General features: G+C 63.1%; 21 protein-coding genes. 16 read left to right on the forward strand and 5 right to left on the reverse strand.

Annotated elements, in window-relative coordinates; translation table 11 throughout:
- Positions 1 to 131: 131 nt before the first annotated feature.
- Positions 132 to 1217 carry an AI-2E family transporter gene (locus AC07WT_RS02045; RefSeq protein ID WP_492591948.1) on the reverse strand — a complete coding sequence of 362 codons (1086 nt, stop codon included), beginning with the start codon at positions 1215 to 1217 and terminating at the stop codon, positions 132 to 134.
- Between the two features lie 35 nt (positions 1218 to 1252).
- Positions 1253 to 4126 (reverse strand): excinuclease ABC subunit UvrA, encoded by a 2874-nt coding sequence (gene uvrA / locus AC07WT_RS02050; protein WP_494945865.1) that lies wholly within the window; start codon positions 4124 to 4126, stop codon positions 1253 to 1255.
- Positions 4127 to 4536: 410 nt separating this feature from the next.
- Here uvrA and AC07WT_RS02055 point away from each other — a divergent pair, with 410 nt between their 5' ends.
- Both AC07WT_RS02055 and AC07WT_RS02060 read left to right on the forward strand, forming a co-directional pair.
- Positions 4537 to 5724 carry an MFS transporter gene (locus tag AC07WT_RS02055; protein ID WP_492591950.1) on the forward strand — a complete coding sequence of 396 codons (1188 nt, stop codon included), beginning with the start codon at positions 4537 to 4539 and terminating at the stop codon, positions 5722 to 5724.
- Between the two features lie 132 nt (positions 5725 to 5856).
- The gene (locus AC07WT_RS02060) at positions 5857 to 6384 is read left to right on the forward strand and encodes a single-stranded DNA-binding protein (RefSeq protein ID WP_492591951.1); all 528 of its coding nucleotides are present in this window, start codon (positions 5857 to 5859) and stop codon (positions 6382 to 6384) included.
- Between the two features lie 148 nt (positions 6385 to 6532).
- On the opposite strand, the gene AC07WT_RS02065 is transcribed toward AC07WT_RS02060, so the two are convergent.
- A complete protein-coding gene (locus AC07WT_RS02065; RefSeq protein WP_494945866.1) occupies positions 6533 to 7432 on the reverse strand; it encodes a LysR family transcriptional regulator in 900 nt (299 codons plus the stop codon).
- A gap of 98 nt (positions 7433 to 7530) precedes the next feature.
- On the opposite strand from AC07WT_RS02065, the gene AC07WT_RS02070 reads away from it, so the two are divergent.
- The 9 genes from AC07WT_RS02070 to AC07WT_RS02110 all read left to right on the forward strand — a co-directional run bounded on the left by AC07WT_RS02070 (position 7531) and on the right by AC07WT_RS02110 (position 19003).
- A complete protein-coding gene (locus AC07WT_RS02070) occupies positions 7531 to 8835 on the forward strand; it encodes an MFS transporter (RefSeq protein ID WP_494945867.1) in 1305 nt (434 codons plus the stop codon).
- 239 nt (positions 8836 to 9074) lie between these two features.
- Complete coding sequence (locus tag AC07WT_RS02075) at positions 9075 to 9743, forward strand: response regulator (RefSeq protein ID WP_494945868.1); 669 nt, start codon at positions 9075 to 9077, stop codon at positions 9741 to 9743.
- A gap of 150 nt (positions 9744 to 9893) precedes the next feature.
- Positions 9894 to 10586 (forward strand): response regulator, encoded by a 693-nt coding sequence (locus tag AC07WT_RS02080; RefSeq protein WP_494945869.1) that lies wholly within the window; start codon positions 9894 to 9896, stop codon positions 10584 to 10586.
- A 111-nt stretch (positions 10587 to 10697) separates the two neighbouring features.
- Positions 10698 to 11342 (forward strand): response regulator, encoded by a 645-nt coding sequence (locus AC07WT_RS02085; protein WP_494945870.1) that lies wholly within the window; start codon positions 10698 to 10700, stop codon positions 11340 to 11342.
- Between the two features lie 247 nt (positions 11343 to 11589).
- Complete coding sequence (gene aqpZ / locus AC07WT_RS02090; protein ID WP_494945871.1) at positions 11590 to 12339, forward strand: aquaporin Z; 750 nt, start codon at positions 11590 to 11592, stop codon at positions 12337 to 12339.
- A gap of 32 nt (positions 12340 to 12371) precedes the next feature.
- Positions 12372 to 16823 (forward strand): ATP-binding protein, encoded by a 4452-nt coding sequence (locus AC07WT_RS02095; RefSeq protein ID WP_494945872.1) that lies wholly within the window; start codon positions 12372 to 12374, stop codon positions 16821 to 16823.
- 261 nt (positions 16824 to 17084) lie between these two features.
- Positions 17085 to 17294 (forward strand): hypothetical protein, encoded by a 210-nt coding sequence (locus AC07WT_RS02100; RefSeq protein ID WP_492591959.1) that lies wholly within the window; start codon positions 17085 to 17087, stop codon positions 17292 to 17294.
- Positions 17295 to 17476: 182 nt separating this feature from the next.
- Positions 17477 to 17911, forward strand: a complete 435-nt coding sequence (locus tag AC07WT_RS02105) for a CHRD domain-containing protein (RefSeq protein ID WP_494945873.1) — start codon at positions 17477 to 17479, stop codon at positions 17909 to 17911.
- 120 nt (positions 17912 to 18031) lie between these two features.
- A complete protein-coding gene (locus tag AC07WT_RS02110) occupies positions 18032 to 19003 on the forward strand; it encodes an alpha/beta hydrolase (RefSeq protein ID WP_494945874.1) in 972 nt (323 codons plus the stop codon).
- Here AC07WT_RS02110 and AC07WT_RS02115 read toward each other — a convergent pair.
- Entirely contained in the window at positions 18973 to 19815 is an 843-nt protein-coding gene (locus AC07WT_RS02115) for an EcsC family protein (protein WP_494945875.1), read from the reverse strand. The two genes, AC07WT_RS02110 and AC07WT_RS02115, sit on opposite strands and share 31 nt — an antisense overlap.
- 149 nt (positions 19816 to 19964) lie before the next feature.
- Between AC07WT_RS02115 and AC07WT_RS02120 the strand changes: the two genes are divergently transcribed.
- Both AC07WT_RS02120 and AC07WT_RS02125 read left to right on the forward strand, forming a co-directional pair.
- On the forward strand, positions 19965 to 21560 hold the full coding sequence (locus AC07WT_RS02120) for an MDR family MFS transporter (protein ID WP_494945876.1): 1596 nt from the start codon (positions 19965 to 19967) through the stop codon (positions 21558 to 21560).
- A 30-nt stretch (positions 21561 to 21590) separates the two neighbouring features.
- Positions 21591 to 22097: a MarR family winged helix-turn-helix transcriptional regulator gene (locus tag AC07WT_RS02125; RefSeq protein WP_494945877.1), complete on the forward strand. Its 507-nt coding sequence runs from the start codon at positions 21591 to 21593 to the stop codon at positions 22095 to 22097.
- A gap of 129 nt (positions 22098 to 22226) precedes the next feature.
- Here AC07WT_RS02125 and AC07WT_RS02130 read toward each other — a convergent pair whose 3' ends face one another.
- The gene (locus AC07WT_RS02130; protein WP_494945878.1) at positions 22227 to 23504 is read right to left on the reverse strand and encodes an amino acid deaminase; all 1278 of its coding nucleotides are present in this window, start codon (positions 23502 to 23504) and stop codon (positions 22227 to 22229) included.
- A gap of 148 nt (positions 23505 to 23652) precedes the next feature.
- Between AC07WT_RS02130 and AC07WT_RS02135 the strand changes: the two genes are divergently transcribed.
- The 3 genes from AC07WT_RS02135 (at position 23653) to AC07WT_RS02145 (ending at position 26502) form a co-directional block, all read left to right on the forward strand.
- Positions 23653 to 24543, forward strand: a complete 891-nt coding sequence (locus tag AC07WT_RS02135) for a MurR/RpiR family transcriptional regulator (protein WP_492591966.1) — start codon at positions 23653 to 23655, stop codon at positions 24541 to 24543.
- Between the two features lie 3 nt (positions 24544 to 24546).
- Positions 24547 to 26028: an N-acyl-D-amino-acid deacylase family protein gene (locus tag AC07WT_RS02140; protein WP_494945879.1), complete on the forward strand. Its 1482-nt coding sequence runs from the start codon at positions 24547 to 24549 to the stop codon at positions 26026 to 26028.
- 81 nt (positions 26029 to 26109) lie between these two features.
- Positions 26110 to 26502: a RidA family protein gene (locus tag AC07WT_RS02145; RefSeq protein WP_115099644.1), complete on the forward strand. Its 393-nt coding sequence runs from the start codon at positions 26110 to 26112 to the stop codon at positions 26500 to 26502.
- Positions 26503 to 26576: the final 74 nt, after the last annotated feature.

Genomic DNA, 26576 nt, shown 5'->3' on the forward strand with positions numbered 1-26576 from the left:
TCGCATCCTTGGGAGTTACGTACTCTACCGCAAGCTTTCCGTCGCACTCTGCCGCTGAACGCTCGCATCGACTCTGAGCATAAAAAACGGCACCGGAGTGCCGTTTTCTTCCGGTTCAGTTCGCCGGAAGTTCAAACCAGCCGCAGATAAATTAATTCCCGCTTGATATACGCATAGAAGATCGGCGCGGCGACCACGCCGGGGAGGCCGAACGCTGCTTCCATCACGAGCATGGCGATCAGCAGTTCCCAGGCGCGCGCCTCGATCTGGCCGCCGACGATGCGCGCGTTCAGGAAGTACTCCAGCTTGTGAATCAGGATCAGGAACACGAGCGACATGATCGCCGCCGGAAAGCTCACCGACAGCGCCACCGCGACGATGATCGTGTTCGAGATCAGATTGCCGATCACCGGCAGCAAGCCGATGATGAAGGTCACGAGCACCAGCGTTTTCGACAGCGGCAGCTGATCGTGAAAGATCGGCAGCACCGCCAGCAGGAAGATGCCGGTGAAGGTCGCATTGATCGCGGAAATCTTCACCTGGGCGAACACGATGCGGCGGAAGGCATCGGCGAAACGTGTCACGCGCGTGACGAAGGCCGTGGACAGCGGCAGCCGCTGCATATGCTGCTGCGCGCCGACCGCGATGATCGCGCCGATGATCATGCCGATCAGGATATGCGTGAACGCGCGCGCCGCGGTCTTGCCGCTTTGCTGCAGCATATTGGCGTGCGTCTGCATCAGCTCGGCCGCTTTCGTCTTCATCTGCTCGGTGTCGACCGGCAGGTAGTTGGCGATGAATTGCGGAATCCGGCCGCGCGCCTGGTCGATCAGCTGCATCGCCTGGTCGAGCAGCTTCTGCACGCTCGGCACGTCGTTCTCGAAATGCTCGATGATGCCGAGCGTCAAGCCCGTCAGCGTACCCACAATGACCGCCGACAATATCACCACCGCGAGCCAGCGCGCACGCTGACTCGACATATGCTGCTCGATGCGCGGCGCGATCATATGCACCAGCTGGAACACGAGCAGGCCGGCGAGCAGCGCGCCGAGCAGCCGCAGTTCGATGACCGCCCACATTCCGACCAGCATCAGTACATAACTGCCGATCTCGACCGCCGACAGCTTCGGCAGGCTCATATCGCTCGTCAGCCTGACCGGGCGCGGACGTAGGTCCTGCACTTGCCCGTCGTCCTGCGCCTGATTCCGCTTGGCCATGGCTTATTCCCGTCCCCAACCCGTGTTGTGCTGCGTTACTTGTTACTGGCAGTGCGTTTCAGCAAAGGCGCCAGATACCTACCGGTAAAACTTGCCTTCGACCTGGCAACCTGCTCCGGCGTCCCTTGCGCAATGATTTGGCCGCCGCCCGCTCCGCCTTCCGGGCCAAGATCGATGACCCAGTCGGCAGTTTTGATTACATCGAGATTATGCTCGATGATCACGACGGTATTACCCTGATCCCTTAACCGATGAATAACTTCCAGCAGCAGCGCGATATCGTGAAAGTGCAGGCCGGTGGTCGGCTCGTCAAGAATATAGAGAGTGCGACCGGTGTCGCGCTTGCTCAGTTCCAGCGATAGTTTGACGCGCTGCGCTTCGCCGCCCGACAAGGTGGTGGCCGACTGGCCCAGCCTGATATAGCCGAGGCCCACGTCCAGCAAGGTTTTCAGCTTGCGCGCGACGACCGGCACCGGCTTGAAAAACTCATAGGCGCTCTCGACCGTCATGTCGAGCACTTCGCTGATGTTCTTGCCTTTGTACTGCACGTCCAGCGTTTCGCGGTTGTAGCGCTTGCCGTGGCAGATGTCGCAGGGAACATACACGTCCGGCAAAAAGTGCATCTCCACTTTCAGCACGCCGTCGCCCTGGCAGGACTCGCAGCGCCCGCCCTTCACGTTGAACGAGAAGCGGCCCGGATCGTAGCCGCGCTCCTTCGACGCCGGCACGCCCGCGAACAGCTCGCGGATCGGCGTGAAGAGACCCGTGTAGGTGGCAGGATTCGAGCGCGGCGTGCGGCCGATCGGCGACTGATCGACGTTGATGACCTTGTCGAAGTGCTCGAGGCCTTCGATCGATTCGTACGGCGCCGGCTCCGTGGACGAGCCGTACAGGTGATGCGCGACCGCGTGATACAGCGTGTCGTTGATCAGCGTCGACTTGCCCGAGCCGGACACGCCGGTCACGCAGGTCAGCAGACCCACCGGCAGATCGAGCGACACGTGCTTCAGATTGTTGCCGTACGCCTCGACGATGCGCAGATGCCGCTCGTCCGGGTCCTTGCGTTCGTCCGGAAATTCGATGTTGCGGGCGCCGGACATGTACTGTCCGGTCATCGACGCCGCGTTCGCCTGCACCTCTTTGGGCGTGCCTTCGGCGATCACCATGCCGCCGTGTTCGCCCGCGCCCGGCCCCATGTCGACCACGTAGTCGGCCATGCGGATCATATCTTCGTCGTGTTCGACGACGATCACCGAGTTGCCCAGGTCGCGCAGATGCTTGAGCGTGGAGATCAGACGGTCGTTGTCGCGCTGATGCAGACCGATCGACGGTTCGTCCAGCACATACATCACGCCCGTCAACCCCGAGCCGATCTGCGAGGCGAGACGAATGCGCTGCGCCTCGCCGCCCGACAGCGTTTCGGCACTGCGTTCCAGCGACAGATAATCGAGCCCGACGTTATTCAGGAACATGAGGCGCGCGACGATTTCCTTGACGACCTTGTCGGCGATCTCGCGCTTCGAGCCTTCGAGCCGCAGCGTCTGGAAATAGCCGAGCGCGTCGCGCAACGGCCAGCCGCTGATCTCGAAGATGCCGCGCGCGTCGCCGTCCGCGCCGATCCGCACGAAACGCGCTTCGCGGCGCAGCCGCGTGCCGGCGCAAGCCGGGCACGGCTGGTTGTTCTGATACTTGGCGAGTTCTTCGCGCACCGCGACCGAATCGGTCTCGCGGTAACGCCGCTCCAGATTCGGGATGATCCCTTCGAACACGTGCTCGCGAACGGAAGTGCGGCCGCGTTCGTTGATGTACGAGAACGGAATCTCCTGCTTGCCCGAACCGAACAGCAGGATCTTGCGGACTTTTTCCGGCAGATCCTCGACGGCCGTGTCGATGTCGAACTCGTAGAAGGCCGCGAGACTTTGCAGCATCTGGAAGTAGAACTGGTTGCGCCGGTCCCAGCCCTTCACCGCGCCCGCCGCCAGCGACAGCGACGGATGCGCGACCACCCGCTTCGGATCGAAGAATGTGATCTGGCCGAGGCCGTCGCATTCCGGGCACGCGCCCATCGGGTTGTTGAACGAGAAGAGGCGCGGCTCCAGTTCCTGCAGCGAGTACGAGCAGATCGGGCAGGCGAACTTCGAGCTGAACAGATGCTCCTTGTCCGACTCCATTTCGAGTGCGATCGCGCGGCCGTCGGCGAGACGCAACGCCGTTTCGAACGATTCGGCGAGGCGCTGCTTCATATCGCCGCGCACTTTCAGACGATCCACGACTACATCGATCGTGTGCTTGTCGTTTTTCTTGAGCTTCGGCAGCGAGTCGACTTCATGGATCTTCGCGACGCCTTCGTTCGCGGTGCCGCCGCCCGAGCGCACGCGAAAGCGGATAAAGCCCTGCGCCTGCATTTCCTCGAACAGTTCGACGTGCTCGCCCTTGCGGTTCGCCACCACGGGCGCGAGGATCATCAGCTTGGTCTCTTCCGGCAACGCGAGCGCCGCATCGACCATCTGCGAGACGCTTTGTGCTTCCAGCGGTATTTCGTGATCCGGACAGTAAGGCGTGCCGACGCGCGCGTACAGCAGCCGCAGATAGTCGTGAATTTCGGTGACCGTGCCCACCGTAGAGCGCGGATTGTGCGAGGTCGCCTTCTGTTCGATCGAGATCGCCGGGGACAGCCCTTCGATCAGATCGACGTCCGGCTTTTCCATCAATTGCAGGAATTGGCGTGCGTAGGCGGAGAGACTTTCGACGTAGCGCCGCTGCCCTTCCGCATAGAGCGTGTCGAACGCGAGCGACGATTTGCCCGAGCCGGATAGGCCCGTAATGACGACGAGCTTGTGACGTGGGAGGTCGAGATTGACGTTCTTCAGGTTGTGGGTGCGAGCCCCACGGATACGGATTTGTTCCACGGATTTATTCCATGAACTGGCGGAAAGAGGAAGAGGCTAAACCTGCTACTATAACGACTTTTCGAGACCGCCGTTACGGCTTCCTGACAGCCTGAACAGGAACTGAGGCAAGCTGTAAGGCCGCGGTCCAGCGCTGCGGGGAATGGAGCTAACTGGGGCCATTTCGCGCGAGTACAAGGCAACTGCGAGGCAACTGCGAGGCAACTGCAACGTACCGCGAGGCCCGAGCGAAACCGCAGCAAGGGCCGCCAGCTCATGTGCCGCATGCTTTCCACTGCTTTGCGGTCCGCCGCCTGGTTGTTGCCCGGTTGCCACCCGATTGTCACCCGATTGTCACCCGGTTGTAGCCGCCCCGCGGGGGGGCTGGCCGCCAGCGGTATGCCGCCCAGCTCATTCAAAGAACGCTTCCGATGTCCAATCCGTCCGCCACCTCCTCACGCATGAGCGCGCCTGAATTGCGCGCGACCGTGTCGCTTGCCGCGATCTTTGCGCTGCGCATGCTCGGTCTCTTCATGATCATGCCGGTGTTCTCGATCTACGCGAAGACTGTCCCGGGCGGCGACAATGTGCTGCTCGTGGGCATTGCGCTCGGCGCGTACGGCGTGACGCAGTCGATGCTGTACATCTTCTACGGCTGGATCTCGGACAAGGTGGGTCGCAAGCCGGTGATCGCCACCGGCCTGCTGATTTTCGCGCTTGGCAGCTTCATCGCGGCGGGCGCGCACGATATGACGTGGATCATCGTCGGCCGGGTGATCCAGGGAATGGGCGCGGTGTCGTCGGCGGTGATCGCCTTTATCGCCGACCTCACCGCCGAAGAGCATCGCACCAAGGCGATGGCGATGGTTGGCGGCAGCATTGGCGTTTCCTTCGCAGTCGCGATTGTCGGCGCGCCGATCGTGTTCCAGTGGGTCGGCATGAGCGGCTTGTTCACGCTGGTCGGCATCTTCTCGATTCTGGCGGTCGGCGTGGTGCTGTGGATCGTGCCCGATGCGCCCAAGCCGGTGCACGTGCGCGCGCCGTTCGCGGAAGTGCTGCATAACGTCGAACTGCTGCGCCTGAACTTCGGCGTGCTCGTGCTGCACGCGACGCAAACCGCGTTGTTTCTCGTCGTGCCGCGCATTCTCGAAGCCGGCGGGCTGCCGGTCGCGTCGCACTGGAAAGTGTATTTGCCGGTGATGGGCCTCTCGTTCGTGATGATGGTGCCGGCGATTATCGCCGCCGAAAAGCGCGGGAAAATGAAAATCGTGCTGCTGTCCGCCATCGGTCTTATCCTGATCGGACAGTTGTTGTTGGGCGTCGCACCGCATACGATTCTGAGTGTGGCGGCGATTCTTTTCGTCTACTTTCTCGGCTTCAATATTCTTGAAGCATCGCAGCCCTCGCTGGTGTCGAAACTGGCGCCGGGCACCCGCAAGGGCGCGGCGGCCGGCGTGTACAACACCACCCAGTCGATCGGTCTGGCATTGGGTGGGATGATCGGCGGCTGGCTGCTGAAAGCGGACGGGCAAAGCGCCGTGTTCTTTACTTGTTCGGGGCTGGTTTTGTGCTGGCTTATAATCGCCGCAAATATGAAACAGCCGCCGCGCAAGGCGTAACAGGGTCTCAGGACCCATCCAGAACTCACCCGGCGGCGGGCTGAGGCGCAGTTCGGGTCTCGGGCCTGCCGGCCATGAGACGCGAACCGTGTGTTGCCGCGCCGCCCGCAATGGAATCAACAGGAGAAACTCATGGCATCCGTGAACAAGGTCATTCTCGTCGGCAATCTCGGAGCCGATCCGGAAGTCCGTTATCTTCCGAGCGGCGACGCAGTGGCGAACATTCGCCTTGCAACGACGGACCGTTACAAGGACAAGGCGTCCGGCGAATTCAAAGAGGCGACCGAATGGCACCGCGTGGCCTTCTTCGGCCGCCTCGCGGAAATCGTGTCGGAATATCTGAAGAAGGGCTCGTCGGTGTATCTGGAAGGGCGCATCCGCACCCGTAAGTACCAGGCGCAGGACGGCACCGACCGTTACGCGACGGAAATCATCGCCGAGCAGATGCAGATGCTGGGTGGCCGCGGCGGCTCGATGGGCGGCGGCGGTGACGAAGGCGGTTATAGCCGCGGCGAACCGTCGGAGCGTAGCGGCGGCGGTGGTGGCCGTGCGGTTTCGGGCGGCGGCGCCTCGCGCGGTGGCAGCGGTGGCGGTTCCAGCCGCCCGAGCGCGCCGGCCGGCGGCGGCTTTGACGAGATGGACGACGATATTCCGTTTTGAGGTTTTGTAACCGCAGAATGTAAACATCAACCCCGCCTTTGTGCGGGGTTTTTCATGTGTGCCGAGCATGCGCAACAGCTTGGGGGTGCAAGTCTCCTGTCCAACCTGAACTGTTCAGGCCGACGTGCATACCGCAACGCTGCGTGCGTCAGCAGAAGAGCTGCATCAACGCCGTGCGTGCGTTGCTCACGCATTCGCTTTCGCCGATTCGTCCCGGCAACAGATGAAACTCGACCGCCGGCAGCGGCGGCAGTCCGATACTCGGCGGACATGCGACCACGCCCGCACCGATCGACGATTCGTTCAGGCAGGAAATGCCGAGCCCTGCCTTCAGCGCGAGTTGCAAGCCCGCGACCCCGGAAGCGGAATGCGACACCAGATACGGCACCTTGCGCTCGTCGAGGAGCTTCACGACGAAGCGCTGCAACTGGCAGCTCGACGGCAGCAGCACGAGTGGATAGGGCGTTGCCGGACGCGGGCTGGCATCGGCCGCACTGACCCACAGCAGCTTCTCGCGGCGCACGACGGTGCTTTGCGCACTGGAGGCGGCGCCGGTGCGCTGCCGGGCGGCCCGCTTGCCTGGCGTCACGAGCCGCAACGACAGGCCGATGTCGAACGAGGTATCGTCCGCGGCGCTGCTGTCGATCACGGCGCTCGGCAGCACGGTGACGTGCAGCTTCAGACGCGGGTGCTGCTCCGAAAAGGTCTTGAGAATGCGCGCGATATCGTGCGGACGGTAGTAGTCCGTGATGGCGATGCGCAGTTCTCCGTCGAGCGAGCGGCCTTGCAGGTCTTCGAACGCCGCTTCGCTCATCGCAAGAATGCGCCGCGCGTGATCGAGCAGGCGGCTGCCCGCCGGTGTCGCCGTGACGCCCTGCTTGCTGCGCACGAAAAGCGGCTGGCCGGCGCGCTCTTCCAGTTTCTTCAACTGCTCGCTCACCGACGATTGCGACAGGAACACGCGTTCCGCGCCTGCCGAGACGCTGCCCGATTCGGCGACGGCGACGAAGGTCCGCAACTGCGTCAGATCGAATCCACGTTGACTCATGATTCGGTATATCCGATAGAAGCCATCTGATTTTCCGGCTTTCCCGATGGTTGGCACAGCCGTAGGATACCCCCAATTCATTCTTGCCGAGGGGCGTCATGGGAAACGAACCGGTTGCATCCGTGCGGGCGTTGGGCGAGCGCGCGGCGAGTCATCGGTGGAAGGTGCTGGGGGTCGGCTTTGCGGCGAACGCAAGTTTCTCCGCGGCGTTTTCGGGCATTCCGACCACGGCCGTATTTCTGCGCTCGGGCTATCACCTGAACAATCATGGCCTGGGGCTGGTGCTCGGCATGCTCGGACTGGGCATCGCGGTCAGCGAATTGCCTTGGGGACTGCTGACGGACCGTTGGGGCGACCGTCGCGTGCTGCTGCTTGGGCTCGGCTCGACGGCTGTGGCGCTGGCGGCACTGGCGTTGTTCGCGGCGCCCACCGGCACACATGTGCCGAGCGCTTCGATGCTCGCGCTCGGGCTGCTTCTGGTCGGCCTGCTCGGCGGCAGTGTCAACGGTTCGAGCGGCCGCGCGGTGATGGCCTGGTTTCGCGAGGGTGAACGCGGCCTCGCGATGAGTATTCGCCAGACCGCGATGCCGGCGGGCGGCGGGCTCGGCGCGCTGATATTGCCGGCGCTCGCGTCGAGGTTCGGCTTTGCGAGCGTATACGCCGTGCTCGCTTTGGCGTGCGCGATGACCGCCGCGTTTGCGTGGTGCTGGCTGCACGAACCATCGCACGTCGAAGTGAAGGGGGCGGGCGCGTCTCATGGCGGAGCCGTTTCGGGCGGAGCGCCGGCGAGCGTTTCTCCGTTGCGCGACGTCGGCATCTGGCGCGTCGCGCTCGGCAGCGGTGTGCTGTGCGTGCCGCAGCTCGCCGTCGTGACGTTCGGGACAGTCTTTCTCCACGATTTCAGCCGTGCCGGCGTGCTGGCGATCAGCGCGACAATGGCCGCGGTGCAAACAGGCGCTGCGATTGCGCGGGTCTGGAGCGGCGGCTGGACCGACCGGCGCGGCAATCGCCGTGCTTATATGCGCGCCTGCAGTCTGCTGACAGCGGTGCTGTTCGCGTCGCTCGCGCTGGTGACGGCGGTAGCCGGCATGCGGCACGCGCAGATGACCGCGGTGTTCGCGCTGATGATCGCGCTGGGCGGCGTGTGCGCATCCGCATGGCACGGCGTCGCTTTCACGGAACTTGCGACGCTCGCGGGCACGAGCCGCGCCGGTACGGCGCTGGCGATGGGCAATACCTGTGTCTTTCTCACGCTGTTCCTGACGCCGCTGGCGATTCCGCCGTTGTTGTCGGTGGGTTCGTGGCCGATGGTGTGGGTGGTCGCCAGCGTGTGTGCGTTGATTGCGTTGCCGGTGTTTCCGCGTGCGGCTCGCGCGACCAGAATGACGACGGCGCGGGTTTGAGATGCAGCTGCGCCGAGTCTTGAAAAACAGAATCTAGAAGCGCTATGTATTCCGATGCTGATAGCACCGCAAGGGTCTATCAGATTTTCTCTCGGATTCGGAACATTCCGATTTTCGCAGGTTTGTAGCGATGGTTTTATGGCCGATCTTGGCGCTTCCGTCCAAGGCCTGGGGGCGCTGGAGCGTGCGTGGCGTGAGCTGCGTTCTCCTTACGCGTGCGCCGAATACGCCTACAAAAAATGAGAGAAATCATCGTGAACCTTCGAGTCATTCTGGCGGACGATCATCCCTTTGTTCTGCTTGGCGTTCGCGCTGCGCTGGAAACGCATGCCGATGTCGCGATCGTCGGTGAGGCGTCCACTCCCACTTCGTTGATCAAACTGTTGCAGAGCACACCATGCGACGTGCTCGTCACCGATCTCACGATGCCCGAGGCATCCGGCGCGGTCGAAGACGGCCTACGGCTCATCAGGCGAATCCGACGTGACTGGCCATCGCTACGCGTCGTCGTGATGACGACGCTGACGAACGTCGCTATCTTGCGTTCCATTGTGTCGGACGGCGCAGTCAGCATGTTAGGCAAAACGGAAACATTGGATGAACTATGGCATGCGATTCTGGCGAGCGGCAAAGGAGAGATCCACATCGGCCGCGCGATCGTCGAAGCGCTTGCGCAGCCTGAAAGCGAAGCGTGCGATCTGCGCCCGAATCCACGTTTATCCCAACAGCAGACGGAAATCATAAGAATGCTCGTGCGTGGTCAGTCGATCTCTGAGATTGCCGCGGCGCTCGGATGCCATCGCCGCACCGTCGGCCGGCAAAAGCGCGACGCGATGGCCAAAATTGGTGTCGCCAACACCCCCGGTCTCTTTGCTTATGTTCGCGCGAATGGGTTGATCGAAGCTTAGATCGCCTGTCGAAGCAATCATCCGGTTGGAAAATTGATTCATTTAAGAGCGATCTTATTTTTATCGGCGCAGGAGTGTTGAATGATCGCGGCAGGGCCAGTTGCTACGAAGAGAGCGACGGGAATTTCAGGTACAGGGGAGAAAAAGAAGATGAACGATAACGCCGACATCAATACGCCGATTCGCGCCATCATCGCGGACGATCATCCACTGGTTCTGCTGGCGATCGAAAGCATGATGGTGGGTTATCCGAACATGCAGATCGTCGGTCGCGCGGCTGACGCTGCCGGGCTTTTCATGGAGGTCGACCGCATTCCTTGCGACCTCGTTCTGATGGATCTTCACATGGCGGGTGGTTTCTATGGCGACGGGCTGGAATCCGTCAGGCAGTTCAAGGTGCGGTATCCCGACGTTGCGCTTGTCGTACTCACCATGGAAACCGAAGCCGAGGCGTTAAAGAAGGTTATCGCGCTCGGCGTGAATGGGCTGGTGAGCAAGCGGGACCGGATCGATCTGATTCATGTCGCCATCGTCACCGCGCTGGCGCGCGAATGCTATCTCGGGCCCGCGGTCCGCGCGATGATCGACGACGCGGCGATGGCGCGGCGGCTCGATTTCGTTCGTCAGGTGTTGTCGCGCCGCGAAATGGAGGTGTTCACCCAATACGCTTCCGGATTCGGCGTAACGGAGATTGCCGCCCGGCTGGGGCGCAGCGTGAAGACGATCAGCGCCCAGAAATGTACCGCAATGCGCAAGCTCGTTCTTAACAGCGACGCGGAGTTGTTCCGCTTCGCCGTCGAACACGGCGTGATCCCTGACGATCGCCTGCAAAACCGGCGCTGAGCCGGCGAGGCGTCGCGCCGCCCAGGCGGCGCGACGAACAGAAAATGGTCTGGAATAGCCCGGGGATGCACACCGTGTGCAGGGCATGCCAGCCGATAAGACAACAACAAAATGACACAGAAGATCCGCGTCATCGTGGCCGATGATCATGCCTGCGTTCGTCTTGGCGTCATCCGTCTGCTGCAAACCGTGCCGCACGTCGACATAGTCGGCGAGGCGCCCGACACCGAAACGTTGGCTGAGCTGCTCGACACCCATGCGTGCGACGTCATCGTGTCGGATATCGGCATGCCGGGCATCCACGGCGGCAACAACGTCGTGTCGTTCCTGCGCCGGCTGCTGCGGGTTCGGCCCCATCCTTGCGTCGTCATACTGACGATGATCCGCCATGCGCACATGCTCTCGGGCCTGTTGCACATTGGTGTAGCCGGCATCGTCGACAAACGCGACACCACCACGGCGTTGATCGATGCGATCGACGCCGTGATTGCCGGCGACATCTATCTGTCGGATCAGGCGCGCGTCGCGATCGAAGCCGCCGATGCTCCGCTGCAGCCTCGCGCGGGTGTCCTGAGTGCGCGCGAATGGGAGGTCTTCCAGCTTTATGTGCAAGGCCTCGCCGTCTACGAGATCGCAGTGCGCCTGCAGCGCAGCGGCAAGACCATCAGCACGCAGAAACGCAGCGCGATGCGCAAGCTCGGCCTTGAAACGGACAACGACCTCATCGAATACGCCAGGCAGATAGGGTTGACCTGACAGGCCTGAGAGAACAACCACCATGCTCCGTCAATAACTCCTACGAATTTGGGAATAGTCTGATTGATCCGGCAGCGTTGCCATTCCACAGTTCCTGATTAACGACGGTTTTTCGTGCACGCACCTAACAGCGTGTCATTTCGTCATGCTGAGCAGCACAGAACCGTCAATCAATCTGAGCGGAAGGCTCGTGGCTTGAGCGCGGCGCCGTCTGTCCAGTGAACAAATAATCGGGCTGGGAGGCGGGATGGTAGCGCTACGTAAGCGGTTGTTGGTGGAGGGCGCAGGAACGGCCTGGCTGGTGTTCGTCGGTTGCGGCAGCATCGTATTGAATACCCCCGCCGCCCAGCAGGAGTACGGTGCGCTCGAGACGTCGCTTGCGTTCGGTTTGGCGCTAGCCATGGCCAATTACATGTTTTACGGCCTCTCCGGCGCGCATTTCAACCCGGCTGTCACGGTCGGCTTTGCGATTGCGCAACGGTTCCCGATTCGCGATCTGTTGCCCTACGTCGTCGCCCAGATTCTCGGGGCGATTGCCGGTGCAGCCCTGCTGGCTTACGTGGCGAGTGGCCGGCCCGGCTTCGAACTGGCCGCGAGCGAGTTCGGCGCGAATGGGTTCGGCGATCACTCTCCTTCCGACTATCAATTTCACTCGGCGCTTGCCACTGAGCTTGCGCTGTCGTTCGCTTTCGTCATGGTTAGTCTGATGGTGCGCAGCCGGCGAAGCTTGAAATCGATCGCACCGCTCGTCACCGGCGCGTGTCTGACGCTCGTCTATGTGGTGTCGATTCCGGTCACCAACGGCTCGGTCAATCCCGCTCGCTCCACAGGCCAGGCGTTGTTCGTCGGCAACTGGGCACTCGACCAACTCTGGTTGTTCTGGGCCGCGCCCATGTCTGGCGGTGTCGCCGCCGGCGCGCTGTTCTCGTTTCTATGGGGCAAGCCGGCCGGTCACGCCGCTGCGGCGCTTTCCCGTGAACACGGCGAAGCCGCGTGAGCGGCGCCTCTCAGCATTTCCCGGCATCACTTATGAAAGTCCAGGACGGTGTCGTCGTGAGCAGGGCACTGCGACGTGTGGCGCAGTGGCTGGTTGTCGTATTCGCGTTTTTCGTCACGCGGATGCCGACAGTTGCTGCCCAGCCGTTTGCGGGTTCATCGCAAGTGCAAGCCGCCGGCACCTTTCCTGCGAAGTTGACCGTGGGCGTGCTAGCGAATGGCTGGCTGCCGTTCGACGCCCTCGAAGACGGCCAGCTGACGGGCTTGAGCGCCGACTACTTGCGCGCGCTCGTGGGCCCGGACGTCGTCATCGAAGGCAAAGCGTTTCCTGACATGCCGCAACTGCTGGCCGCGGCCTGCGCCGGCAAGGTCGACCTGATCATGAGCGTTGCCCGGACGCCGGAGCGCGGACGCTGTTTCAGTTTCACCGCGCCGTATTTTCGTACAACCACCTCGGTGGCGGTCAGGCGGGACGGTGATGCGTACGCCGGCCCCGCCCAGCTGAGCGGCGCCCGCCTCGCTATAGAGAAAGGGTTTGCGCTCGAAAGATCGCTGCGCGAGCGCTTTCCTCGCGCGCAGATTGAAACTTTCGCCAGTACCCATGCGGCACTGTCGGCGCTCGCGCAGGGGGACGCGGATGCATACCTCGGTATCACACCGGCCGTTCAATATGCGCTGGCCACCCAGGAGTTCCGCAGCCTGCGCGTCGCGTTCGAGGAAAACAGCAAGATCGCCGCCATGCGCTTTGCGGTGCCCCGCAATCGCGGCGCGTTGCGCGATCAGCTCGACCTCGCGCTTGCCTCGATGAATCCGGCCGACGACTCGGCGATTCGAGTGCGCTGGCTGTCCGGCAGCTTCGACGCGCAGGCGGCCTCCGTAGCGCGGCGCCTCACATTGACATCGGAAGAGCAGGCCTGGCTGCATTCGCTACCGCCGTTGCAGGTGGGTTTCGATAACGGCTGGCCGCCGTTTAGCTATGCGGACGAAGCCGGTCATCCTGCCGGCATCGCCGCAGAATATCTGGATTATCTGAGCCGCGCGTTGGGTGTCGTGTTCAACCGTGCTCGCACCGCCGACTGGCCCGCCACCATCGAAGCCTTCCAGCGTGGCGATCTGGCCATCCTCGCGACGTCCTCCAGCCGTGATCCGCGTCTGAAGAACGCGCGGCACACGCGTGCGTACGAAAGCTATCCGCTGGTGATCGTCGGACGCGAAGACGAACCAGCCGCGCGCGCGCTCAACGATTTCGCCTCGCGCCGCATCGTGGTTTCGTCGCATATCGCTGGTTCGATTCCGCTGTCGATCGACAACATTCCGGCAAACCATGTCGTCGTCGCGCCCAGTCTCGACGACGCGCTAAAGATGGTCGCGAGCGGCCAGGCAGACGTGCTGGTTGGCAACGTGGCCGCCATCGACGTCCTGCTCAAGCAACGTTACGTCGGTATCCTCAAGATTATCGGCGCGGTCGGCGAATCCGACGCGCTCGGTTTTGCTGTCCGCCCCGATCTCGGCCGGCTCGCCGGTCTGATCGACCGCGCGTTGCTGGCCATGCCGGCCGCGGAGAAGCTGCGCATCCGGCGAAAGTGGGTGGCCGGCAGCACGATAAGCCAGGGAACCTGGAGTGTTACCGCGATACGTCTGCTGCCATTGCTGATCGGCATCGGCGTCGCGTTGCTGGTCACGCTGCGGGCTTATCTGCTGCTGCAACGGGAAGTGCGGCTGCGCAGGCAGACCGAACGCGAACTCGCGGTGCAGCTGAACTTTCAGGAAACCATGATGGAGACGATCCCCTATCCGCTCGCCGCCAAAGACCTGGATGGCCGTTACATCGCGATCAACCGGGCGTACGAGCAAGCGTGCGGTTTGCGCCGCGAAGCCGTCATCGGGCGCACCACGCAGGGTGTTCAGGTGTGGGGCGAGGCAAACAGCCGCGTCCTGGAAGATATAGCGCGCAACTTGCTGAGCGCTAACGAGCCGGCGAAGGTGGAGCTTCAATTCGCCAACGGTGCCGGCGACTCACGGCATGGCCTGTTCTGGACCCAGCTCTGCCACGGCGGCGACGGTAAGCCGAGTTGCGTGCTCGGAACCATGGTCGACATTACCGATATCCGGCGCGCCGAAATGCTGGCGCGCGAAACCGAGCGCCGTCTGTTCGATGTCACGCGCTCATTGCCGGCGGTCGTATTTCAACTACGGCGTGCCGCGGACGGCATGTACTCGCTCCCGTATATCGGCGGCGACACGCGACATCTGCTGGGCGGCGACGCGTCGCTGATGCGCCTCGACGAGATCGACTTCCGCCGCGTGTGCGAGGAAGACCGGCCTTTTGTGCTGGCTGAGCTGGAACGATCGGCTCGCTGCGAAACGCCTGTCAATATGGAGTTTCGCTTCGACGGCGAGCATGACTTCAAGTGGGGGCGCGCGGAGTTGGTGCCGCGTCGCGAGAACGATGGCTCAGTCGTGTGGAGTGGCTACTGGGTGGACGCGAGTCTGGAGCACGCGCGCTCGGCGGAATTGGCGCGCGCGCGTGATGTGGCCGAAGCGGCCTCGCGTGCCAAAGACGATTTCTTCGCCATGATGAGTCACGAAATCCGCACGCCGATGAACGGTGTGCTTGGCCTCGTCGAGGTGCTGGAGCGCACGCCGCTGAATGCGGATCAGGGGGGGATGCTCAGCATGATTCACGAGTCGGCGGGCGCGCTGCTGCAGATTCTGGACGACCTGCTCGACTATTCGAAAATCGAGGCAGGGCGGCTGACGATCGAAGCCGAGTCCATCGACATGCGCGAACTGGTCGACAATGCAGTCGGCTTGCTGGCGGGCCGCGCTCATGAGAAGGGCCTGAAAGTGCGCGTGGATATTGCGGCTGAGGTCGCAGCCACGCTGCGAGGCGACAGCGTGCGATTACGGCAGATTCTGTTCAACCTGCTGGGCAACGCCATCAAGTTCACGCCGCAGGGCGAGGTCGACGTGCGAGTCGAGGTTGTCGGGCGGAGCGCCGGCGCTCAGACGCTCGAAATGACCGTCGAGGACACCGGCATCGGCATCGCGCCGGAAGTGCAGGCGCGGCTGTTCGAGCCGTTCGAGCAGGCGGAGTCGTCGACCACTCGCCGCTTCGGCGGCACGGGTCTGGGCCTGACGATCTGCCGCAAGCTGATCGATCTGATGGACGGCGCACTCGAATTGCACAGCGAGCCTGGCGTCGGCACTCGCATGACGGTGCGCCTCGCCATGCCGGTCGAGTCGCCGCGTTACTCGGTGAGCGGCCTGCGCGGCAAGCGCGGCGTGGTGGCAACGTGCGACACGCGAGTGGCGCAGGCGCTCATGCATTTCGGCGAGGCGCTTGGGCTCGAACTGCGCCTTGTGTCGCCCAATGCGGCGGAACTGGGCAAGCCTGACGCGCTAGTGGACGTGGACCTGATCTTTGTCGGCGAAGAGGTGGCGTTGCCGGCAGGAGTACAGGGGAATTCGCGGCTCATCTGCCTCACCGAGAAACCGAAGCCGACCGGCTATCGAATCCTCGACGGCAACGTGCGAGTCAGCGTCAATCCCATTTCGTGGCGCGGTCTGGGTGCGGCGTGCGCGGCTACGATGGCCGGCTTGCCGTCGGTGGCGCCGCGTGCGGTGGGCATGCCGCGCACGCCGGAAGGCGGCGCCGTGCCGCCGGACCGCGAGCGCGCGATCGCGAGCGGCCGGCTGATCCTGGTGGCGGAGGACCATCCGGTCAATCAGGAACTGATTCGTCATCAACTGGCCCTGCTCGGCTTTGCCTGCGACGTAGTGAACGACGGCGCCGAAGCGTTGGCGGCTCTCGACCGGACCCGCTACGGTTTCCTGATCACGGACTGCCACATGCCGAACCTGTCCGGCTACGAATTGGCACGGCGCATCCGGGAGCGGGAACGGGGCGGCGCGCATCGTCTGCCGATCCTGGGGATTACGGCGAACACCGCGCCCGAGGACCTGAATCTATGTCCTGACGCCGGCATGGACGATTGCCTCGTCAAGCCGACCCGGCTCGCTACGCTGCGTGACTACCTGAGCCGCTGGTTCGGCAGTGACAGCGCGTGGCAAGCCGCGCCCGCCGAAACCGTCACTACGCCGCCGATCGCCGGAGCGGATGCGCGCGGTGGTGCCGAGCCGTTCGTGCCGGTCGACCTGGCTCACCTGACGCAACTGTGGGGCAGCGAATCGACCGTCAAGGCCCTGCTCGAATCGTTCGTTTCATCGGTGCGCGAAGATGTGCTGGCGTTGGCGCCGCTCCTCGAGCGCATTGAGGTCGAGCGTCTGCGTGAGTGGCATCACCGGGTGGCGGGAGCGGCGGGCGTGCTGCAATATCCGCCATTGCTCAACGCGCTGGAAGACTATCGCCGGGACATCACCGCGAAGACGCCGGAGCGCTTGCGCAGCGACGGGTTGCTGCTGATGCGCAAATGCAATGCGATGCTGGATGGAATCGACGAGCAAGTCGCGTTGCTCGCGTGATGTGTTGTCGCGCCGCATCGCGTCGCAGCGCGGGGTTGTACGTAGGTTGTACATATGGTCCGCAGCCGGTTGCGCCGGCGCGGATAGTCGAGGTGGCAAAGCGAGGAACAGCGTAAGGAACAAAGCGGGAGGGCGAAAAAAAACGCGGCCGAAGCCGCGTTAAAGATTTGGAGACATCCTCGATGAAGGAGTCACTTCTCGCAAGCCGAAGCATAACCGGGCCAGCGCAAAAGATTCATTACGAAATGCGCAATTAACTGTTTGAAAATATCGACGGAAGCGTCGGCGGGGCGTTGTTTCGAAAGTCAGGCCGGCTACGCGCTGTCGCGCCGCACCGATCTGTACGTTGAAGGCGTCGCGCATATCGGCGCGAACGGCAGCACGATTGAAACGCAAGTGTTCGGTACGGACGCGCCGTCGTCGAGCAAGTACCAGGGTGTGGTGACCACGGGCATCCGTCACCGCTTCTGAAGCGCGTCGCTTTGGAACGAAAAGCACCGCTCGCGGTGCTTTTTTCATCGGCGATACGCGCGCATAGGCTGTTACATCATGCAACCCGCCGCGCCGACATGTTCGAAGGATTTGCACTAGTATGTGGTGGCTCCGCGCGGCCGGGTTGTCGGTGCGGCGGTGCATCAAGTCCGGAGAAGACCATGATTGCGCTTAAAAAATTGAATCTGGCGGTGGTGTTGTGGGCGTTGGCGTCGGGTGTCGCCTTCGCGGATACGGTGGCCTTGAAGGCGGACCTCGAACCGTCGAGCGAAGTGCCGCCGCGTGTGAGTCACGGGCATGGCATGTTGAACGCCACGTTCGATACGTCGACCAAAACCCTGCAATGGTCGATCACCTATGAAGGGCTGAGCGGCCCGGCAACTGCCGCGCATTTTCACGGTCCCGCGCCCGTAGGCCAGAACGCCGGTATCCAGGTGCCGATCGGGAAGGGCGCGCTCGCCAGCCCGATCAAAGGATCGGCGGCACTCACCGAACAGCAGGTGACGGATCTGATGGCAGGGCAGTGGTACTTCAACGTCCATACGGGACAGAACCCGATGGGCGAGATTCGCGGGCAGGTCTTGCCGGCGAACTAGGACGCAGGGAATACCACGCTCGCAGGAGCTGGCAGTTTTCAAGATTAAGAAGCCGCCGTCCACCGATGCATCGGCGAACGCACGTACCATGATGGGACACTATCGAAGGAGCGTGTCCCGATGAGCTGGCAAAGTGCACTCGCGTGCTGGTATCTGCGCAGGCAATTTCGGCCGCAAACTCTCAAGCCGCACGTCAATGTCGAGAAAGCGCGCGCGTTGACGGCCAGGCGCGTCTGGTCGCCAGGCGTGCCCGCCGGCTGGCGTCTGCGCGAATTGTACGGGCCGGACGATTGGCCGCTGCACGGCGAGTGGCTCGAACGCATCGATGGCGCGTCTACCGCCAGGAATCCGCCGACGCTGCTGCATTGCCACGGCGGCGGCTATTACTTCTGTTCGCCGCAGACGCATCGCTCGCTGACGTTCGGTCTGGCGACGCGTGCCAATGCGCGGGTCTTTTCGCTCGACTACCGGCTCGCGCCGGAACATCGCTTCCCGGCAGCGCTCGATGATGCGACCGCGGCCTATCGCCGGCTGGTCGCCGACGGCACGCCGCCCGAGTCGATCGTAATCTCGGGCGATTCAGCGGGCGGCGGGCTCGCGCTAGCCACGCTGGTCGTCTTGCGCGATGCCGGCGACGCTCTGCCGGCAGGGTGTCTGCTGTTCTCGCCGTGGACCGATCTGGCCGCCGCCGGCGCCACCATCCGCACCAACGACGGTCTCGATCCGATGTTCAGCGGCCCCTCGATCGCCCGCGCGGCGCAGGTCTATCTCGGCGACGCGTCCGCTACGCATCCGTACGCGTCGCCGGTCTACGCCGACCTGCACGGCTTGCCGCCGCTCTTCATCATGGCGGGCAGCACCGAGGTGTTGCTGGACGACTCGCAACGCGTTGCCGACAACGCGCGCGCCGCCGGCGTCGTCTGCGAACTCGACGTGTGGAAGAAGATGCCGCACGTGTGGCCGCTGTTCGCGCCGTTCATTCCGGAAGCGAACCGCGCGCTCGACCGCGCCGCGGCTTTCGTGCGGCGCGTGACAGGTGGAGCGAACGGGCGCAGCGCCGCTCAGCGGTCGAGCGCGATGTCGATCGTCTGATAGGCGGCCTCGACCGTTTCCTGGCCGTATTGCCGCTCGAGCCGCCGCACGGTGAAGTGGCCGTGCGCGACCTGCTGGAAGTGGTCGATGAACACCGTGTTGACCATCGCGCCGAGCACCGAGCCGATCGCCGGAATCGACTTGGCTGCGATCTGCTCGCTCACTTGCACCGAGAAACGCGCGGCAATCGTGTTGAGCAGGCGCAGCAGCGCGGCGGAACCGTGCGCGGTGAAGCCTTTTGTGGCGATTTCGGATGAAGCCTTCGACACCGCCTGCGCCAGCGCGCCGCGCAAGATGAAGTAGCCGAAGTCGGCATCTTCGTCGGCTTTCGACGTGCCGCCCATGCCCAGCACCGTCAGACACTGCAGCTGCGTGTCGATCGAGGTCAGATCCTCGCCCTCGCTGCGCGCAATGTCGCAGATCGAGCGGAACATCAGCGTGGTCGTCACCGGCAACTCGACGGGCAGCGCGAACAGGCCGAATGCGCCGCCGGCCGCGCCGGTGGTCGCCACCGCGAACTTGTGCAGCAGGTTGCTCGGCTTGTCGGGCGCGCTCAGCGGTGCCGCGCCGTCCTGTCGTCCAAGCGTGCGCAGAGCGATCGCCAGACACTTGCGCAAGGCCAGCTCCGTTGCCTCCGTGACCTTTTCGTTGGCGAAAGCCGGCATCCGCGACATCAGCTTTTCCAGCGGCGAACCGACGATGCTGGCCAGTTTCATCGCCAGCGCGGGGCTTTCCAGTTCATGTTTCGCGCGCCGCAGCGCGATCAGATCTTCGTTCGATAAAGATTGTGCAGCGAGCAAACCTGGCTCCATGTGCCTCCCTGGCGGCATGTGTTATCCATTCTTCAGCTGATTGGATTCGATTTGGCGGCGCGCTTAACGCCGCCGAGGTCCGAGTTTAGAACGTCACGTCGTGGTATGATTCCATATTGTTTGACGCGTCAACTGTTGCGCTATCAAAAATGGCTGTCCATACCGCGGCCCACCACTCGAGTGGGCAAGTTTTACCCTTCCGTGAATCGCTATTGGCGATGCTCGGCATTTCCTTTGTCACGATGCTGGTCGCGCTCGACCAGACCGTGGTGGGCACCGCGCTACCCACCATCGTGTCGGAGCTGAAAGGTTTCGAGCTTTACGCGTGGGTCGCTACGTCGTACTTGCTGACCTCGGTGATCACCGTGCCGATTTTCGGCCGTCTCGGCGATTACTACGGGCGCAAACCGTTCGTGATCGCATCGATCGTCGTGTTCACGGGGGCGTCGGTTTTGTGCGGCGCTGCCAATAACATGCTGTTCCTCGTGCTCGCGCGCGGTTTGCAGGGTATTGGCGGCGGCATGCTGGTCGGTACTGCGTTCGCCTGCATTCCCGATCTCTTTCCCGATTCGGTCGTGCGTCTGCGCTGGCAAGTGCTGATGAGTTCGGCGTTCGGCATTGCGAATGCAGTGGGTCCGTCGCTCGGCGGCTTTCTCACGCAGTACTACGGCTGGCGCTCGGTGTTCTATGTGAATCTGCCGGTCGGCTTGCTGTCGCTGTTTTTCGTCTGGCGTTTCCTGCCGCATCTGCGGCACGTCGAGCATGAAGGCAAGATGCGGCTCGACTGGCCCGGCGCGTTGCTGATCGCGGTGTTGCTCGGCTCGCTGCAATTGTTCGTCGAGTTGTTGCCGAAACATGGCGTCACCTTCGGCGCGTTGGCGCTGCTGGCGTTGAGCGTCGCGTCGGCTTATGCGTTGTGGCATTGGGAAAAGCGCTGCCCGACCGCGATTCTGCCGGTCGACATGTTCCGCAACCGCAGCCTCGCCGCGCTGTTCACGCTCGCGGTGCTCGGTGGCTTCACCATGTTTTCGCTGCTGTTCTACGCGCCGTTGCTGTTCCAGGGCGGCTTCGGCATGTCGCCGAAAGAAGCGGGGCTCGTCATTACGCCGCTCGTCGTGTTCATTACGATCGGCAGTATTTTGAACGGGCGGATCGTCTCGCGCGTGCGCAATCCGAATCTGATGCTGTACGTCGGCTTCGCCTTACTGGCGTTGGCGTGCCTCGGCGTGGTCGTCGCCACGCGCTCGATGCCGCAATGGCTGCTGATGTCGTTCATGGTGCTGGGCGGTCTCGGCCTCGGTTTCGTGATGCCGAACCTGACGATCTTCGCGCAGCAGACCGCCGGCCGCGAGCACCTCGGCATCGCCACGGCGCTGCTGCAGTCGCTGCGGATGATCGGCGGGATGATCGGCACGGCGCTCACCGGCACGCTGGTCACGCACATGTATGCGAGCGGCGTGCGCAGCGCGCTGGAAAACGATCACGCGTCACAGTGGTTGCCAGACCTGGGCGACCCGCAAATCCTGATCAATCGCGATGCGCAAACCACCTTGCTCGGTCAGTTGGCGCATGCCGGCCACAACGGTGCGATGCTGCTGGAAACCGCGCGCGAGGCGCTGGTCGCGGCGATTCATCTGGGCCTGGCGCTGGCGGCGATCATCGCTGTGGTGTCGGTGTGGCAAAGCCGTCGTGTGCCGCCGATCAAGCTCCAGCGCAAGCTCGAGCCGGTGATTCAAGCGGACTGATTTTTCGACTTACCGTTTTACTGACTCATCATGGAAGAACAGGATCGCGTCGCCGTCGTGCAGCAATTCGGCCGCACTTATCGGGCGTTCATGTCGGCATTCGAGGCGCACGTCGGCCATCCGTTGCCGCGCTGGCGCATTCTGCTGGCACTGCACGAACAGGCTGGCGAGTCGTCGCAGAAGCGGCTGGTCGAGCGCTTGCGCGTCGATCCGGGCGCGCTCACGCGGCAATTGAAAACGCTGGAAGGTCTTGGCTGGATCGCCCGCAGCATGGATGCGCGCGATAACCGCGTGACCAATGTGCGCCTGACCGAAGCGGGACTGTCTGCGACAGAAGCCAGCTTGCCGCGTCGTAACGCATTTCTGCACGACACGATGGCCAGTCTGCCGGACGACGCGCTGGCCGCGCTGTCGGGCGCATTGAAGATGCTGGAAGTGCGGATCGGCGAAGTGGCGGCCGCAGCGGGCGCCAGCAGCGCCGCCGCGACGCAGGCGTCTGACGCGGCGGTGGACGCCGGCCCTGAGCGCGAGGCGTGAACGCAAGGTTCTAGCGTGAAACTCGAGTGCAAGGTTCGAGTGCAAGGTTCGAGTGCAAGGTTCGAGTGAATACGCCGCCGTGACGAGCGGCGCACCACCCCGCGTAGAGCGCGCCGTTTTTCAGCCTTATCAGAAGAACGTTTCGATCACCTCGGTGACGCGATACGACGGATCGAGCACCAGCACCTGACGCCACTTATCGAACGTCAGACACGGGTGGGAGATGTCGAACGCGATCATGTCGCCCACCTTCAGATCGGCGCCGGCGGGGATCCGCAGATACGCATGCTGATCCATCAAGCCGAAAATTTCCCAGCCTTCGCTCGCCGCGACATCGCGCGGCGCCGCTGTGCCCGGGCGATAGTGGCGCGCCGGCTCCGGCATGCCCGCATCGAAAGCGGAGTCGCGCTTGCCGAGACCGATGATCGCGCGATCCGGTTCCGGAATCGACTGCACATACGCCCACAATTGCAGCGCCGGCAGCAAGCCTTCTCCCATTTTCTTCGCGACCGGATTGCGCGCGAAGATATCCGTTTGCGCTTTGCGGTAGATGCCGACGTCGTGCGTCAGATAGCAGCCGGGGCGCAGCACGACTTCGACCTTGCCGGTTTCCGACGCCTTCGCGAATTCTTCCGCGACCACGTCATACCAGGCCGAACCCGCGCCTGACAAAACGGCCGGCGTACGGGCAAAACGCCCTTCGTCGACGAGCGTGCGCGTGACGGCAACAGCGCTTTGCAGGAACTCGCGCACTTCGTGCTCTTCTTTCAGCACGCCTTCATACAACTCGACGCCCGCCAGCTTCAACACTTCCGGATAACGCGCGATTGCATCGAGCACCGCGTTGCGCTGTGCGTCGTCGCGCACGCCGGTGCGGCCGCCCGGCACGCCGAGTTCGAGCAGCACCTGCAGCGGTTTGCGCACCGATGTGAAGAACTGGCCCAACTGCTCGACGCCCTCGACCGAATCGACGAGACAGAAGAATTCGAAATCGGGATCGCTCAGCAACTCGGCGATCATCGTCATGTTGCGGCGGCCGACCAGCTGGTTGGCCATCAACACCCGCGAAACGCCGCCGTGATACGCGGCGCGCACCTGATGCGCGGTGGCGAGCGTGATACCCCATGCGCCGGTTTCGAGCTGACGGCGAAAGAGCTGCGGCGACATCGTGGTCTTGCCGTGCGGCGCGAGCTTGACGCCGTACTCGGCGACGAACGCCTGCATCCACTTCAAGTTGTGTTCAACGCGATCCGCGTACAGCACCGCGGCGGGCAGACTCACGTCCTCGTTCAACAGATTCCACTCGAGGCGCGCGGCATCCGTGAGCTGGATGCTGGTGCCTGGAACCATGCCCAAGCCCTTGCTATAAGGATCAATCGTTGCGCCTTGATAGTTTGTAACTTTCATGTCTCCCTGCTCCATCGCCCAGTTAAATTGAATCAAAGTTTGACTTTACCATGTTACAGAAAGTACGATGGCCGAAGAAATGTTATTTAGTACCACGGCTTGCGCGGCCACACTCACGGGCGGCTGCGCCGGCCTCCCACCGTCCGCAATGAACTCTACTGCCGAACCGCTGGCTTTCGACATCGTCGCGCGCATTGCCGAATGCGCGCCGGAATTGCGTTCGGCCGAGCGCAAGGTTGCCGCGCTGATTCTCGACGATCTGACCGGTGCGTCGCGAGCGAGCATCGGCGCGCTCGCGCAGCAGGCCGGGGTGAGCGCAGCGACCGTCACGCGCTTTGCCAAGGCGGTCGGTTGCCGCGACGTGCGGGAATTGAAGCTGCGGCTCGCCCAGGCGGCCGCGGTCGGCCAGCGCTTTCTGCAAGCGGGCGCTCCCACGGACGCGCCCGAGCCGATTGCCACCCGCGTGTTCGACGAAGTGCAGACCGCGCTCACGCATAACCATCAATTGCTGCGTCAGGCTCCGCTCACCGAAGCGGCAGCCGCATTGCGCGCCGCGCGGATGATCTACGTGTTCGGCATGGGCGGCGGCTCGACCGCGCTCGCCGACGAGATGCGTTTCAGGCTGGTACGCCTCGGCCGGCCTGTCGCGACCTACCAGGACGGCCTGTTGCAGCGCATGGTGGCGAGCACGGTATCGCGCGAGTGTGTCGTGATTGTGTTGTCGACAACGGGCCGCGTGCCGGAGATCGTCGAGAACTGCCGGATCGCGCGCAGCTACGGCGCGACCGTGATTGCGCTGACCGCACCGGCTTCGCCGCTCGCCACGCTGGCTGATTGGGTGATCCCGATCGTCGCGTTCGAGACCGATTTCATTTACAAGCCGTCGTCGTCGCGTTACGCGATGATGATGGCGCTCGATGTGCTCGTCACCGAACTTGCCGTCAGTCAGGGTGATGAGAGCCGCGAATTGCTGCGCCGCATGAAGCACGCGCTCGACGCGCACCGTGGCGGTGGCGATCGACAACCGTTAGGAGACTGATCCATGCATTCGCATCCCGAAGCCGCCGATACGCTGATCGTCGGCGCGCAACTGTATGACGGCACGGGCGCGCCGCCGGTCGAACGCGATGTTGCGATCCGCGACGGGCGCATCGTCGCAATCGGCAATCTGTCGAACTGGCTCGCCGAAGAGGTGATCGAGGCCAACGGCCGCGCGCTGGCGCCGGGCTTCATCGACGTTCATACGCATGACGACACGCACGTGATCCGCTCGCCGCAAATGCTGCCGAAGATCACTCAGGGCGTGACGACGGTGATCGTCGGCAACTGCGGGATCAGTGCGTCGCCGGTTGCGTTGAAGGGCGATCCGCCCGATCCGATGAACCTGCTCGGCGAGCGCGACGCGTTCCAGTATCCGACCTTTGCCGAGTACGTCAAGGCGGTCAACGCCGCGCGGCCCGCGGTGAATGTCAGTGCGCTGATCGGGCATACGGCATTGCGCAGCAACCAGATGGACCGGCTGGATCGCGCGGCGACGCCGCAGGAAATCGAAGGCATGCGCGCGCAGCTCGAAGAGGCGTTGTCGAATGGCGCGCTGGGCCTGAGCTCGGGGCTCGCGTACGGTTCCGCATTTGCCGCGCCGACCGAAGAAGTGATGGCGCTGGCCGAGCCGCTCGCCGCCGCCGGCGCGCTGTATACGACGCACATGCGCACCGAGTTCGACGCGATTCTCGATGCCATGGACGAAGCGTATCGGGTGGGGCGTCATGCGCACGTGCCAGTGGTGATTTCGCATCTGAAGTGCGCGGGGCCGTCGAACTGGGGGCGTAGCGAGGAGGTGCTGAAGTCGCTGGAGGGCGCGCGGCGCATGCAGCCGATTGGTTGCGACTGTTATCCGTACAACCGCAGTTCGTCGACGCTCGATCTGAAGCAGGTGACGGGCGACATCGACATCACGATTACGTGGTCCGAGCCGCATCCGGAGATGGCGGGCAAGCTGGTGAAGGAGATTGCCGACGAGTGGGGCGTGACGCAGCAGGAGGCGGGCAAGCGCTTGCAGCCGGCGGGCGCGGTGTACCACAACATGTCCGAGGAAGACGTGCGGCGGATTCTGTCGCATCCCGCGACGATGGTCGGCTCCGATGGTCTGCCGAACGATCCGTTGCCGCATCCGCGCTTGTGGGGCGCGTTTCCGCGCGTGCTCGGGCATTACGCGCGCGATGCCGGTTTGCTGCCGCTCGAAGAGGCGGTGCGCAAGATGACCAGCTTGTCGGCTCGGCGGTTTGGGTTGGCGCAGCGTGGCGAGGTGCATATCGGTTATCACGCGGATCTGGTGCTGTTCGATCCGGCGCGAGTTCGCGATGCCGCGACGTTTGAGAAGCCGCAGCAGGCGGCAGACGGCATCGACGCAGTATGGGTGAATGGGGTGTTGTCTTATCGCGATGGAGCTGTGACCGGCGAGCGCGCGGGACATTTTGTGGCGCGTGGCGCGGCGTCGAAGGGTGACGCGCACGGCGCGTTTTGAGTTCTGTTTTGAGTTCTTTTATTCGATGCGGTGCGCGGCGGTTTTGATCGGCGCATGCCTGACTTTGTGAGGAGTTTGATGATGAAGCGATATGGCGTTGAAGGCGGGAAGGGGACCGGCGGTCAGCATATGCCCTTTGCCCGGGCTGTCGAAGCGGATGGCTGGTTGTTCGTTTCCGGGCAGACGCCGATGGAAAACGGCGAAGTGATCAATGGCGGGATCGTCGAGCAATCGCATAAGGCGATTCAGAATGTTTTCGCCATTCTGAAAGAAGCCGGGTATGGGGCGGAGCATGTCGTCCGCTGCGGGGTGTGGCTCGATGATCCACGCGATTTTGCTTCTTTCAATAAGGTTTTCCGGGAGTATTTTGGGGAGAATCCGCCGGCCAGAGCTTGTGTGGTTTCTTCTATGGTGATCGATTGCAAGGTCGAGGTTGACTGCGTCGCTTATAAGACGCCTGCTGGAAAGGCTTGATGGTTTTTGCTTGTCAGGCGCAGGCGCTGGGCTTGCGTCCAGCCGGGCCGCGGCGAATATCCACGCGTGGCTTG

The organism is Paraburkholderia sp. GW821-FHT02A12 (assembly GCF_059422005.1).

Coding starts and splice junctions, on each gene's coding strand:
- AC07WT_RS02065 (WP_494945866.1), bottom strand. CDS start 7,432: ATGAGTCAACGTGGATTCGATCTGACGCAGTTGCGGACCTTCGTCGCC.
- AC07WT_RS02075 (WP_494945868.1), top strand. CDS start 9,075: ATGAGAGAAATCATCGTGAACCTTCGAGTCATTCTGGCGGACGATCAT.
- AC07WT_RS02135 (WP_492591966.1), top strand. CDS start 23,653: ATGAACTCTACTGCCGAACCGCTGGCTTTCGACATCGTCGCGCGCATT.
- aqpZ (WP_494945871.1), top strand. CDS start 11,590: ATGGTAGCGCTACGTAAGCGGTTGTTGGTGGAGGGCGCAGGAACGGCC.
- AC07WT_RS02125 (WP_494945877.1), top strand. CDS start 21,591: ATGGAAGAACAGGATCGCGTCGCCGTCGTGCAGCAATTCGGCCGCACT.
- AC07WT_RS02055 (WP_492591950.1), top strand. CDS start 4,537: ATGTCCAATCCGTCCGCCACCTCCTCACGCATGAGCGCGCCTGAATTG.
- AC07WT_RS02045 (WP_492591948.1), bottom strand. CDS start 1,217: ATGGCCAAGCGGAATCAGGCGCAGGACGACGGGCAAGTGCAGGACCTA.
- AC07WT_RS02140 (WP_494945879.1), top strand. CDS start 24,547: ATGCATTCGCATCCCGAAGCCGCCGATACGCTGATCGTCGGCGCGCAA.
- AC07WT_RS02080 (WP_494945869.1), top strand. CDS start 9,894: ATGAACGATAACGCCGACATCAATACGCCGATTCGCGCCATCATCGCG.
- AC07WT_RS02110 (WP_494945874.1), top strand. CDS start 18,032: ATGAGCTGGCAAAGTGCACTCGCGTGCTGGTATCTGCGCAGGCAATTT.
- AC07WT_RS02095 (WP_494945872.1), top strand. CDS start 12,372: ATGAAAGTCCAGGACGGTGTCGTCGTGAGCAGGGCACTGCGACGTGTG.
- AC07WT_RS02115 (WP_494945875.1), bottom strand. CDS start 19,815: ATGGAGCCAGGTTTGCTCGCTGCACAATCTTTATCGAACGAAGATCTG.
- AC07WT_RS02060 (WP_492591951.1), top strand. CDS start 5,857: ATGGCATCCGTGAACAAGGTCATTCTCGTCGGCAATCTCGGAGCCGAT.
- AC07WT_RS02105 (WP_494945873.1), top strand. CDS start 17,477: ATGATTGCGCTTAAAAAATTGAATCTGGCGGTGGTGTTGTGGGCGTTG.
- AC07WT_RS02120 (WP_494945876.1), top strand. CDS start 19,965: ATGGCTGTCCATACCGCGGCCCACCACTCGAGTGGGCAAGTTTTACCC.
- AC07WT_RS02145 (WP_115099644.1), top strand. CDS start 26,110: ATGAAGCGATATGGCGTTGAAGGCGGGAAGGGGACCGGCGGTCAGCAT.
- AC07WT_RS02130 (WP_494945878.1), bottom strand. CDS start 23,504: ATGAAAGTTACAAACTATCAAGGCGCAACGATTGATCCTTATAGCAAG.
- AC07WT_RS02070 (WP_494945867.1), top strand. CDS start 7,531: ATGGGAAACGAACCGGTTGCATCCGTGCGGGCGTTGGGCGAGCGCGCG.
- AC07WT_RS02085 (WP_494945870.1), top strand. CDS start 10,698: ATGACACAGAAGATCCGCGTCATCGTGGCCGATGATCATGCCTGCGTT.